At 74.8% G+C, this 11676-nt stretch carries 10 protein-coding genes; 6 read left to right on the top strand and 4 right to left on the bottom strand.

Features of this window, described 5'->3' with window-relative positions:
• Positions 1–94: 94 nt before the first annotated feature.
• Both JE024_RS29215 and rpe read right to left on the bottom strand, forming a co-directional pair.
• Positions 95–1135: a sugar-binding transcriptional regulator gene (locus tag JE024_RS29215; RefSeq protein WP_205376964.1), complete on the bottom strand. Its 1041-nt coding sequence runs from the start codon at positions 1133–1135 to the stop codon at positions 95–97.
• Positions 1136–1250: 115 nt separating this feature from the next.
• The gene (gene rpe / locus JE024_RS29210; protein WP_205376963.1) at positions 1251–1937 is read right to left on the bottom strand and encodes a ribulose-phosphate 3-epimerase; all 687 of its coding nucleotides are present in this window, start codon (positions 1935–1937) and stop codon (positions 1251–1253) included.
• Between the two features lie 198 nt (positions 1938–2135).
• Between rpe and JE024_RS29205 the strand changes: the two genes are divergently transcribed.
• The 5 genes from JE024_RS29205 (at position 2136) to JE024_RS29185 (ending at position 8226) form a co-directional block, all read left to right on the top strand.
• Positions 2136–4364 carry an MMPL family transporter gene (locus JE024_RS29205; RefSeq protein WP_205376962.1) on the top strand — a complete coding sequence of 743 codons (2229 nt, stop codon included), beginning with the start codon at positions 2136–2138 and terminating at the stop codon, positions 4362–4364.
• Between the two features lie 220 nt (positions 4365–4584).
• Positions 4585–6357: a YwqJ-related putative deaminase gene (locus JE024_RS42375; RefSeq protein ID WP_205376961.1), complete on the top strand. Its 1773-nt coding sequence runs from the start codon at positions 4585–4587 to the stop codon at positions 6355–6357.
• Between the two features lie 36 nt (positions 6358–6393).
• A complete protein-coding gene (locus JE024_RS29195) occupies positions 6394–6882 on the top strand; it encodes an SUKH-3 domain-containing protein (protein WP_205376960.1) in 489 nt (162 codons plus the stop codon).
• Positions 6875–7264 carry a YwqJ-related putative deaminase gene (locus JE024_RS29190; protein WP_205376959.1) on the top strand — a complete coding sequence of 130 codons (390 nt, stop codon included), beginning with the start codon at positions 6875–6877 and terminating at the stop codon, positions 7262–7264. The genes JE024_RS29195 and JE024_RS29190 overlap by 8 nt, the downstream gene beginning before the upstream one ends.
• A complete protein-coding gene (locus JE024_RS29185) occupies positions 7261–8226 on the top strand; it encodes an SUKH-3 domain-containing protein (protein ID WP_205376958.1) in 966 nt (321 codons plus the stop codon). The genes JE024_RS29190 and JE024_RS29185 overlap by 4 nt, the downstream gene beginning before the upstream one ends.
• Before the next feature lie 22 nt (positions 8227–8248).
• On the opposite strand, the gene JE024_RS29180 is transcribed toward JE024_RS29185, so the two are convergent.
• Both JE024_RS29180 and fmt read right to left on the bottom strand, forming a co-directional pair.
• Positions 8249–9682, bottom strand: a complete 1434-nt coding sequence (locus JE024_RS29180) for an RsmB/NOP family class I SAM-dependent RNA methyltransferase (RefSeq protein ID WP_205376957.1) — start codon at positions 9680–9682, stop codon at positions 8249–8251.
• A 96-nt stretch (positions 9683–9778) separates the two neighbouring features.
• Positions 9779–10711: a methionyl-tRNA formyltransferase gene (fmt, locus tag JE024_RS29175; RefSeq protein WP_205376956.1), complete on the bottom strand. Its 933-nt coding sequence runs from the start codon at positions 10709–10711 to the stop codon at positions 9779–9781.
• A 235-nt stretch (positions 10712–10946) separates the two neighbouring features.
• On the opposite strand from fmt, the gene JE024_RS29170 reads away from it, so the two are divergent.
• Positions 10947–11462 (top strand): hypothetical protein, encoded by a 516-nt coding sequence (locus tag JE024_RS29170; RefSeq protein ID WP_205376955.1) that lies wholly within the window; start codon positions 10947–10949, stop codon positions 11460–11462.
• Positions 11463–11676 lie beyond the last annotated feature (214 nt).

Genomic DNA, 11676 nt, shown 5'->3' with positions numbered 1-11676 from the left:
CGCGCGCACGCGACGGCCCCCGGTACCGGGGTGGTACCGGGGGCCGCCGAAGCCGTACGGGCGCGCTCCCACGGCGCCCGTCACCACCGCCCCGTCAGTCGTCCGGGTCGGAGCGCTCCAGCGCGGGCCGGGGGCCGGGCTGGGCCGCGAGCAGCAGATCGGCCGCCGCGGTGTCCGTCACCAGGCTGGTCACCAGCCCGGAGCGCAGCACCGCGCCGATGGCCTCGGCCTTGCGCTGCCCGCCGGCGATGGCCACGACCTCGGGGATGCGCCGCAGCCGGTCGGCCTCGACCGTGATGCAGCGCTCGCCCAGGTCGCGCCCGACCCGGCGGCCGTCGGTGTCGAAGAGGTGCGCCGACATCTCCGCCGCGACGCCCAGCGAGGCGTAGTGGGCGCGCTCCTCGTCGGACAGCATGTCGTGCACCGTGGAGATGCCCGGCTCCCAGGAACCGATGGAGACACAGGCGACGGTGACCTTGTCGAAGTACTCGAAGGCCCGCGCGATCCCCGTCTGGTGCCGCAGCGCGGCGGCCGTCGCCGGGTCCGGCAGCAGCATCGGCGCGTAGATGGGGTGGGCCTCGCCGCCCGAGACCTGGGCGGCCCGCCGGACCGCCTCGACCGAACCGCGTTCCGCGGTGCCGGCGTCGTACACACCGGTGAGCTGGACGACCGTGCAGGGCGGCAGCCGGTCCAGCGCGGCGGCCATGTGGATGGTGGAGCGGCCCCAGGCCAGGCCCAGGACGTCACCCTCGTCCACCAGCTCGCCCAGCAGGTCGGCGGCGACCTCGCCGAGGTTCTCCGGGTCGGGCGACTCGTCGGCGTCCGCGGGGGACTCGACGACGACCGCGTGCCGCAGCCCGAAGCGGGCGCGCAGCGCGTCGGAGCGCTCGGCGTCCAGCTCGGCCGGGACGCGGATCTCGATGCGTACGAGGTCGCGCTCCAGCGCGGTCTCCAGCACTCTGGCGACCTTGAAGCGGCTGACGCCGAACTCCTCCGCGATCTGGATCTTGGACTTGCCCTCCAGGTAGAAGCGGCGGGCCATGGCCGCCGCCTGCACCAGCTCAGCGGGTCCCATCCGCAGGGCGGACCGTCCCGCCGGCCTAGCAGTCACCGCGATCTCCTCACTGCTGTACACATGTACACACTCCCCGGAGCCGCCATCCTGTCAGATGGTCCGGTCCTTGATCAGCCCTGCCGGGCCAACATCGGTTGAACAAGCACAGCCGCCGGCGCCCCGGCGTCGTCCCGCGTCAGTGGGCGCACGCCCAGGGCGCCGACGCGGTCACCGCGGCCGCCTGGTCGCGCAGCATCCGCACGGCGGCGGCCGGGTCGTCCGCGTTGTAGACGGCCGAGCCCGCCACGAAGACATCGGCGCCCGCCTCCGCGCAGCGCTCGATGGTGGAGGCCGAGACCCCGCCGTCGACCTGGAGCCACAGCTCCAGGCCGTGCTTGGAGATCAGCTCCCGGGTGCGGCGGATCTTCGGCAGCATGATGTCCAGGAACGCCTGGCCGCCGAAGCCGGGCTCCACGGTCATGATCAGCAGCATGTCCAGCTCGGACAGCAGGTCCTCGTAGGGCTCGACCGGGGTGGCGGGCTTGAGCGCCATCGACGCCCGCGCGCCCTTGGCCCGGATCTCGCGGGCGAGCCGCACGGGGGCGGCGGCGGCCTCGGCGTGGAAGGTCACGGAGCCGGCGCCCGCCTCGACGTACCGCGGCGCCCAGTGGTCGGGGTTCTCGATCATCAGATGGCAGTCCAGCGGGGTGTCCGTGGCCCTGGCCAGCGATTCGACGACCGGCACGCCCAGGGTCAGATTGGGCACGAAGTGATTGTCCATCACGTCGACATGGAGCCAGTCGGCGCCCTCGACGGCCTTCGCCTCCTCCGCCAGGCGCGAGAAGTCGGCGGAGAGGATACTGGGACTGATCTGAACGGCCATGTGCCAAGCCTGCCACGTTCCGGGCCACTTCCCCTCCCCGGGACGGTATCCGGTATGGACCAGGACCGCTCGGGTTCCCGACAGCTCACCGCAATACCGGCCATTCGACCGGCCGTCGGCGTCCTCCCGGCCGGTGCCGCGGCGGTCCCTCCGCGCGGCGCCCCGGGGCCCCGCCCGGCCGCGGGCCCTGGGAGCGGCATGACGGACGCACCGCACGGCACCCCGCAGCCCTCTCCGCGCGAGGGCGGCACCCCGCGGCCCCCGTCGCGTGAGGGCGGAGAGGCCTCCGCGCCGCGCGGGGGCGTGGCCCGGCTGGTGTGCGGGCCGCGCAGCAAGTGGGTCGTGCTGATCGTCTGGATCGCGGTGATCCTGCTGGCCTTCCCGCTGGCCCAGAAGCTCGGCGACGCCCAGGACAACGACGCCTCGTCCTGGCTGCCCGGCAGTGCGGAGTCCACGCAAGTCCTGCACGAGTCCGAGGGGTTCCGGCCCGAGATGATCCCGGCGGTCGTGGTCTGGGCCCGCGCCGACGGACTGACCCCGGCCGACCGGGCCCGGATCGCCGAGGAATCGGCGCGGATCCGGCAGCTCGACGACCACGGACTGCGCGGCGACGAGGCGCGCGGCCCCGTCTTCGACCGGCCCGTCGACCCGCGCGCGGCCCAGCTCTACGTGCCGATCACCATGGACGAGAAGGGCTGGGAGCGGATCGGCCCGGCCGTCGACTCGCTGCGGGAGATCACCGGTACGGGCACGGCGGGCCTCGCGGTGCACATCACCGGGCCCGGCGGCACCTCGGCCGACTTCTCGGAGGCCTTCGAGGGCATCGACTCGACCCTGCTGCTCGCGGCGCTCGGCGTCGTGGTCGTGGCGCTGCTGATCACCTACCGCAGCCCCACGCTGCTGCTGGTGCCGGTGTTCGCGGTGATCGGCGCGCTGTTCGCCGCGCAGGCGGTGATCTATCTGCTGGCGGCGCACGCCGGTCTGACCGTCAACGGGCAGAGCGCGGGCATCCTGACCGTGCTCGTGTTCGGCGCGGGCACGGACTACGCGCTGCTGCTGGTCGCCCGCTACCGCGAGGAGTTGCGCCGGCACGAGGACCGGCACGAGGCGATGGCCCTCGCCCTGCACCGGGCCGGACCGGCGGTGCTCGCCAGCGGGGCCACGGTGGTGCTCGGCATGCTGGTGCTGATGGCGGCCGAGATGAACTCGACGCGGGGCCTCGGACCGGTCGCCGCGATCGGCGTCGCGGTGGCCCTGGTGGCGATGGTGACCCTCTTCCCGGCCCTGCTGGTGCTCTTCGGACGCTGGATCTTCTGGCCGGTGATCCCGCACACCGGCTCGGCCGAGCCGACCGAGCGGGGTGTGTGGGCGCGCACCGGCGCCCGTATCGCCCGCCGGCCCCGGACGGTGTGGACCGCGACGGCGCTCGTCCTCGCCGTCTTCGCGCTCGGTCTCACCCAGCTCCGGGCCGAGGGCATCGACAACGCCGACGCGTTCACCGGGAAACCCGACTCGATCACCGGGCAGGAGGTCCAGGCGCGCTACTTCCCGGCCGGGAGCGGCGATCCGCTGGTGGTCGTGAGCGACGTCGGCCGGGCCCGGGAGGTCGGCGCCGTGGTGGCGGGCACCGAGGGGGTCGTGCCGGGCTCGCTGCTGGTGCCGCCCGGTACGGTCCCGGTGCACGAGGGCCGGGTGCTGTTCGAGGCGACCCTGACGGATCCGGCGGACAGCCAGGCGGCCCGGGACACCGTGGAGCGGGTCCGGGACGCGGTGCACGCGGTGCCGGACGCCGATGCCCGGGTGGGCGGCGGGTCCGCCGCACTGCTGGACATGGACACGGCCACCACCCATGACAATCTGCTGATCATCCCGCTGGTGCTGCTCGTGGTGCTGCTGGTGCTGATGGCGCTGCTGCGGTCCCTGGTCGCGCCGCTGCTGCTGATCGGCACGGTGGTGCTGTCGTTCGCCGCCGCGCTCGGCATGAGCGCGCTCGCCTTCCGGTACGTCTTCGACTACGCCGGGGAGTCGACCGACTTCCCGCTGTTCGTGTTCGTCTTCCTGGTCGCCCTGGGCATCGACTACAACATCTTCCTGACCACCCGGGTCCGGGAGGAGGCGCGGAAGCACGGCACCCGCCAGGGGGTGCTCACCGGGCTCGCGGCGACCGGAGCGGTGATCACCTCGGCCGGCCTGGTCCTCGCCGGGACGTTCGCCGCGCTGGGGACGCTGCCGATGGTCGCGTTCGCCGAGATCGGCTTCGCGGTGGCGCTGGGGGTGCTGCTCGACACCTTCATCGTCCGCTCGGTGCTGGTGACGTCCCTCTTCCTGGACGTGGGCGACCGGGTGTGGTGGCCGCACCGGATGGCCCGGGGCCCGGCCGCACCGGCCGGCGACGCCTCTCCCCCGCCACTCGGGACGGTTCCGTGACACGAGGGGCCGCCGGCGCCGGTCCCCGCACCGTCCCCCGCCCCCGCCGTGGAATCGACGCCGCCATCCCTTGCGCCCCATGGATTTCCCGTCATTTCCCTGCTCAGACACGGTGGTTCGCCGCGCCCGCCCCGCGCGGGAACCGGTTGGCCGGGAACGGGAGAGCGTGACATCCTCTCCAGGTTCCTTCCTGACGGGGGATCAAGAACGGGGGCGAGCAATGGGATACACCATCCCTGAAGGCGTCGACACGATGCTGGACGTCGTGGGCGTGGGGTGGCCGAACGTCGACGAGGACGCGTACCGCGACATGGCGGACGCGCTGCGGGAGTTCGCGGACGACGCGGACGACGACGCGGGCTCGGCGCACGGCCACATCCAGCGGCTGCTGTCGACGGGGCAGAGCGAGTCGCTGACGGCGCTGGACAAGCACTGGCAGAAGGTCCAGGCGAAGAACAAGGACCTGGCGGGGGCGGCGCGGATCATCGCCGGGGCCCTGGACCGGGTCGCGGACATCATCGTGGCCCGCAAGATCGCCGCGGTGGGCGAACTGGCCGACCTGTGCGCGACGGTGGGCATCGCGCTCGCGGCGGCGCCGTTCACGGCCGGTCTCACCGCGCTGCTGGCGGGCGGGAAGATCGTCGCGACGCGGATCGCGTTCAAGAAGATCCTCAAGGAGATGGCGGAGGCCGCCGTCTCCGAGATCGTCGCCGTGCTCACCCAGCCCGCGGTAGCCGCGCTGGAGAGCGTCGTCACGGACCTCGCGATCCAGACGGCGATGAACGTCACCGGCCAGCAGGACGGCATCGACGTCGACCAGGCGGTGCAGGCCGGCAAGGACGGCATGCAGATCAACTCGGCCGGCGGCGGGGGCAAGCCGGGCGCGGGCCCGGTGATCGACCACGACGCGCACAGCAACACCGGCGGCCGGCTGGCGGACGTCCAGATCAAGATGAACTCCCGCGCCGCCACCAAGATCGGCCGGGCCAAGGGGCACCACGGGCGCGCCAAGGGGAAGGACGCGCTGACCGCCGCCCTCGACACCACCATCGAGGAGGTGGTGGAGAAGCTGGTCAAGGGCCACGGGCACATGGGCAAGCACGTGGGCAAGGACCTGCCCGAGGCCATCGGCCAGGGCTCCAAGCACCACCGCACCTCGGACCAGGGCGTCCGGGACCGCATCGCCAAGGCCCAGAAGACCGATGTCCCGAACTCGGGCCGCCAGTTCACCGGCACCGGTTACCCCGGCACCTGGGGCGGCGGCGAGGGGACGGGCTGGCCGGGTGCCGGCGGCAAGCGCACCGGCATGCCGAGCGGCGGCGGCGGGGGTGGCGGCGGAGGCGGCGGGGGTGGGGGTGGCGGCGGCAACGGCGGAGGGGGCAACGGCGGCGGACGCCCCCTGCAGCCGCAGCCGGACTGGCACGGCAGGAGCGCGGGCCGGATGCGCCACCACCGGCGGGACGCCCTCGACGTCTCCGGGCTCGACGAGCCGGAGCGCATGCGGCTGCTGGAGACCGAGGCGCGCCGGCTCGCCGACGACGCGCAGAAGACGTCCGGCCACACACCCGAGGGCAAGGACCGCGTCCAGTCGGGCTGCGCGGGCTCGCTGTCCCACGGCGACGTCATCACCTCCCACACCAGCTCCCAGGGCCGCCACGGCCAGGCGTACCCGGACACCCATCCCTCGCTCAAGGAGCTGTACGACGACGTGCAGGCGCGCTCCGACCGCGACGGCACCCCCCTCGGCCGAGGGCACGGACGGTGCGCGGAAGTATCCTTGGTCTCCGACCGGTTGCACGAACTCGGGCGCACCCGGGACATATCCAGCCTCGACGACGCCCGTGACGCACTGGCCGGGAGCAAGATCCACACCGTGGCCATCGGCGAACAGTTCGACAACGACGGCAACAAGGTGGCGCACGGCGGCTACCTCCCGCCCTGCCGCAGCTGCGGGCCGGTGATGGACGCCCTGGGAGTCGGTCTGCACAGCTGACCGTCCGACCAACCGATTCCCCCAGCGAGGAGCACCATGAGACGACCCACCGCCCCCCGGAGCGAGATCGACGCCTGGCTGTCGGCCCACGGCTGGCACGCGGACCGCGAGAAGGAGCCGGAGAACCTGGCGAAGGCCGGCGAACTGATCGCCCTGCGGGTGGAGGGCGCCGCCGGACAGGGCTTCCCCCTGGAGCCGTGGGACGAGGTGCGCCGCTTCGTGGCGTCCTTCGTCGGCCTGGAGTTCCCCATGCCCAAGGCGCCGGAGCGGGTCTTCCGGGCGAACCCCACCTTCGGGTACGCGGGCGACGCCGAGGACATCACCGAACTGGCGGAGAACCTGGGGCAGCGGCTCTTCCCGGTCGGCTGGGAGTCGACCGAGAACGGCATCGTGCTGCTGGACGACACCGGGCGCTTCTTCTATCTGCACTACACCGGGCCCTACTTCCTCGGGGCCGACGAGACCCAGGCCCTGTCCAGTCTGATGACCGGGGACCAGGAAGACGCGGAGGGACACTTTGTCTGACCTCGTGCCGGGCGTGGCCGCCTCGCTGATCGTCCAGGGGACGATCGTCAGCCACACCAATCTGACCGGGGACGAGTCCCCCCGGCTCCACCCCGCCGTCCAGGGGTTCTTCGACGCGCTGCCCCCGGGGCTGCGGGAGCCGTTCATCGGCTACTGCGCCGAATCCGCCCTCGTCTCGGACCAGTTGTGGGGCCTGGACGAGCAGCGCGCGGACGGCGGCACCACCTCGCTCGACGAGGCGCGCGAGCACTTCGCGGGCGCCGCGCTGATGGCGCGCAGGATCCGCGACCACGGCGATCCGGAGCACGGCACCCCGGCGCCCGTCTGCCGGTCCTGCACCGCGCTGCTCGACGAACTCGGCGTGGACGTCGTCGACTCATGAGCGGCGACTTCGACGCGCTGACGGCCGCCGGCTGGTACGAGGGACGGGACGCGGGCGAGGGCGCCCTGGCCGCGGCGCTCACGGCGGCGGCGGTCCTCGCCGCCGCCACCGGCGCACGGGGCAGCAGCCTCTTCCCCGCCGCGCTCCGCGCGCTGCGGGAGTTCCACGGCCTGGCACCGGTGCCGGGCACGGCGGGCACCGAGGTCGCGGCGACCGGCTGCGTCATCGACCCCGGCACGGCGGTGCACGCGGCACGCTCCTTCGCCGCGCTCGCCGGGGAACTCGGCGAGGAGGTGTTCCCCCTCGGCCGCACGGACGCCGGCGGCGCGCTCGGGGTCTCGGAGTCGGGCGGCCTGCTCTGCGTCGACCACGGCGGCCGGTGGGTCCTCGGCGACTCGGTGGCCGACGGGCTCCGCGCCCTGACCACGGGGCGGGCGCCGCGCCGGATCGTCCCCCGCCGGTGGGGGTGGGAGGCACCCGCCACCCACGAGGACCCGCTGGAGAACGCGGTGCGCACGGTGCTCGCGGGTGTCTACGTGCTGCACCACCGGCAGCTCTTCGGGGCGCGGTCGCTGGGGCTCGCGGCGGCCTCGCTGCGCGGCATCGGCGCCGAGGTCCTCTCCGTCCCGGTGCCGCTGCCGGCCGGCTCGCTCCAGGACATCGCCGCCCCGCTGACGGCACGCGTGCGGGAATCGCTCGACGCGGCCGGCGTCGGTGTGCGGGGCTGCGCGATCACCCTGACCGCGAGCGCGCCCGAGGGCACCCCGGCCCCGTACTCCTCGGTGCGCTGCTCGGTGCGCTTCGGCCACTCGGCCGTGGCGCCCGCGGCGGCGGAGCTCTCCCTGGCGGCGGGCGCGGGCACCGTCCACGGCCGGGCCCGCGGTCTCGTCCGCGCCTGCGTCCGCGACCTGTCCCGCTACGCGGGCGCCGGCGCGGACGTCCCGGTGCCGGTGCCCGTGTAGCGGTCCGGGCCGGAGGCCGCGGTCAGGCGGTGCGGCGCAGCAGGGCGAGGTACATCGCGTCGGTGCCGTGCAGATGCGGCCACAGCTGCACGTCGGGGCCGTCGCCGAGGGCCGGGACCCCGGGCATCAGCGGCCGTGCGTCGATCCACTCGGCGGACACCGCCGGTCCGCCGCGGCCGCGCAGCACGTCGTCGACGACGACCCGGGTCTCCGCGAGATGCGGGGAGCAGGTGGCGTAGCCGACGACGCCGCCGACCCGCACCGCCCGCAGCGCCTCGCGCAGCAGGCCGCGCTGGAGCGGGGCGAAGCCGTCGAGGTCCTCGGGCCTGCGCCGCCAGCGGGCCTCGGGGCGGCGGCGGAGCGCGCCGAGGCCGGAGCACGGCACGTCGACGAGCACCCGGTCGAAGACGCCCTCCCGCCACGGCGGACGGGTGCCGTCCGCGGCGACGACCTGGTACGGGCCGGGGTTGCCCGCCAGCGCGCGCCCCACCAGCCGGGCCCGGTGCGGCTGCTTCTCCGAGGCGAGCAGCGCCGCGCCCCGCTCGGCGGCCAGCGCGGCGAGGAGCGCCGCCTTGCCGCCGGGGCCGGCGCAGCCGTCGAGCCAGCGCCGGTCGGGGCCGTCGAGGGGCGCCGCCGCCAGGGCGAGCGCGACGAGCTGGCTGCCCTCGTCCTGCACGCCCGCGCGGCCCTCCCGGACGGCCTCGATCGCACCGGGCTCGCCGCCCTCGGCCAGCCGCACCGCGTACGGGGACCAGCGGCCCGGCAGCACCGACTCCTCCCCGAGCACCTCCAGCAGCTCACCGGTCGTGGCCCGGCCGGGGCGCGCGACGAGGGTGACCTCGGGGCGCTCGTTGTCGGCCTCCAGCAGGTCCTCGATCCCGGCCCGCCCGCCGCCGAGCGCGTCCCAGAGCGCCGAGACGACCCACCGCGGGTGGGAGTGGACGACCGCGAGGTGGTCCTCGGCGTCGTCCTCGTACGGGGGCGCGACGCGCTGCACCCAGGTGTCCAGGTCGTCCTGGGAGATCTTGCGCAGGACGGCGTTGACGAACTTGGCCCGGCCGTCGCCCAGCACCACCCGGGCGAGCTCGACGCTGGCGGAGACCGCCGCGTGGGTGGGGATGCGTGTGCCGAGCAGCTGGTGCGCGCCGAGTGCGAGGACGTCGAGCACCGGCGGGTCGACCTCGCGCAGCGGCCGGTCGATGCAGGCGGCGATGACCGCGTCGTAGGTGCCCTGGCGGCGCAGGGTGCCGTAGACGAGCTCGGTGGCGAGCGCGGCGTCACGGCCGTCGAAGTCGCCGTGCTCGCGGGCCTTCTTGAGCAGCGGGGGCAGGACGAGGTTCGCGTACGCGCCCCGTTCGTCGACGGCCCGCAGCGCCTCGAAGGCGAGGATCCGCACGGGATCCTTCTTGGGCTTGCGGTACGGCTTGGGGGGACGGCGACGGGACTGCTCGCTCAAAAGGTGCTCCGCGTTCGTGAGGGCTGATCCCTCCCACCCTACGTCCGGCGCGCCGCCCCTCCGCGACGGGACCGGCGGCCGGACCGCGGGCGCGCGTCAGGCGCCGAGCTTCTCGGACGCGCCGATGCGCACCCCGCGCGCCCAGTCCGCGGCGCGCATCGGCTTCTTGCCCTGGGGCTGGACCCACAGCAGCTCCACGGCGTGCGAGCCGGTGCCCGCGTGGACGTGGTTCTTCCCGGCGTCCAGCTCGCCGGGGGCCAGGTCGGTGCGGTCGGGCAGCGGGGTGACGTGGAGGAGCTTGAGGCGCTCCCCCCGGAAGACCGTCCACGCGCCGGGGGCCGGGGTGCAGCCGCGCACCACGCGGTCGACGCGCAGCGCGGGGGCGGTGAAGTCGACGTGGGCGTCCTCGACCGTGAGCTTCGGGGCGAGGGAGACGCCGTCGGCGGGCTGCGGCACGGCGTGCAGGGTGCCGTCCTCGATGCCGTCCATCGTCGCGGCGAGCAGGCCGGCGCCGGCGAACGCCAGCCGGGTGAGCAGGTCCCCGCTGGTGTCGGTGTGCCGCACGGGCTCGGTGATCACGCCGTAGACCGGGCCGGAGTCCAGCCCCTCCTCGATCTGGAAGGTGGCGGCGCCCGTCATCTCGTCACCCGCGAGGATCGCGTGCTGCACGGGCGCGGCCCCGCGCCAGGCCGGCAGCAGGGAGAAGTGGAGGTTCACCCAGCCGCGGGCCGGGATGTCGAGGGCGACCCGGGGCAGCAGGGCGCCGTAGGCGACGACCGGGCAGCAGTCCGGCGCGATCTCGCGCAGCCGTGCGAGGAACGCCTCGTCCTTGGGCCTGGCCGGCTTGAGCACCTCGATCCCGGCCTCCTCCGCGCGCTGGGCGACCGGGCTCGCCACCAGCCGCCTGCCCCGCCCGGCGGGCGCGTCGGGCCGGGTGACGACCGCGACGACCTCGTGCCGCCCGGAGGCGATCAGGGCGTCCAGGGCGGGAACGGCGACCTCGGGGGTACCTGCGAAGACGAGCCTCATCGGTGACTGACTGCCTCTCGGGCCGGAGCTGTTGTGCGGGCGGTGACGAGCAGCTCACCAGTCTATGGGGCGGTGCCGCAGGGGGCGTACGGAAGCCCGCGCGCCCCGCGCATATGCGCTTACGCCCCGAAGCGTGACCAGATCGACGGCAGGAGCGTTGGTCAAGAGAGATTGACCGAAGCGGGCCGCCCGGACGCGGCCCGGCCCCTTCCACGCCGGTTCGAGAGGCTTGTCGATGGCCGACCACGCAACCCACGACGCCCAAGCCCGGGCAAGCCTGCACCTGTTGGTGCGGGACATCGAGCGGGTCCGCCGGCAGGTGGACGCCTTGCGCACGCTCACCGCCCAGTTGGGCAATGTCTACCGTCCCCGCCGCTCCGGCCCGTCCACGGGCTTCGTCGTCTACGGCAGGGCGCCCGCCCCGACCGTCCGCCTCGCGCAGGAGCTGCGCGACAGCGTCGAGACGCTGGTGACCGCGGCCGTGGACTTCGACCGCTCCCTGGGCTTCTCCTGGGACGCGGTGGGCTCGGCGCTCGGTGTCACCAAGCAGGCCGTGCACCGCCGTTACGGCTCGCGCCGCACGACGCCCCCGCCGCAGCCCGGACCGGCCGCCGAGGCCGAACGGATGCCCGAGAACACGGCGACGCGTACGATCCCCGGCCCGCTGCCCGCCGTGCCGGCCGCCCGCTCCATGCCACCCCAGCCGACGGACCCGCGCCCGAGCGCCTTCCCCGGCCCCCGCAACGGCTGACCGCCACGGGGGCGCCCCACGGCTGGGGCGCCCCGACCACCGGGCGCCCCGAGGACCCGGCCCGTGCGGCGGGCTGGGTCCGCACAGGGCCGAGCGCCCGGTCCCATAACCCCCGGGACGCCCCGGTACCAGGCACCCCGCCCGTGGCGGCGCACCCCCCGGGCCCCGCGGCCCCGACCGCCGGCCCGGGACGCCCCGCGGCGCCGGCCGCCCG

Source organism: Streptomyces zhihengii (genome assembly GCF_016919245.1).
Lineage (GTDB): Bacteria > Actinomycetota > Actinomycetes > Streptomycetales > Streptomycetaceae > Streptomyces > Streptomyces zhihengii.
Note: the sequence above shows the minus strand (reverse complement) of the source record. Positions and strands in the feature narration are given on the sequence as shown.

What these genes read in the sequence shown, in the direction of transcription:
- JE024_RS29185 (WP_205376958.1), top strand. Translation starts at nt 7,261, where the DNA reads ATGAGCGGCGACTTCGACGCGCTGACGGCCGCCGGCTGGTACGAGGGA.
- fmt (WP_205376956.1), bottom strand. Translation starts at nt 10,711, where the DNA reads ATGAGGCTCGTCTTCGCAGGTACCCCCGAGGTCGCCGTTCCCGCCCTG.
- JE024_RS29205 (WP_205376962.1), top strand. Translation starts at nt 2,136, where the DNA reads ATGACGGACGCACCGCACGGCACCCCGCAGCCCTCTCCGCGCGAGGGC.
- JE024_RS29195 (WP_205376960.1), top strand. Translation starts at nt 6,394, where the DNA reads ATGAGACGACCCACCGCCCCCCGGAGCGAGATCGACGCCTGGCTGTCG.
- rpe (WP_205376963.1), bottom strand. Translation starts at nt 1,937, where the DNA reads ATGGCCGTTCAGATCAGTCCCAGTATCCTCTCCGCCGACTTCTCGCGC.
- JE024_RS29170 (WP_205376955.1), top strand. Translation starts at nt 10,947, where the DNA reads ATGGCCGACCACGCAACCCACGACGCCCAAGCCCGGGCAAGCCTGCAC.
- JE024_RS42375 (WP_205376961.1), top strand. Translation starts at nt 4,585, where the DNA reads ATGGGATACACCATCCCTGAAGGCGTCGACACGATGCTGGACGTCGTG.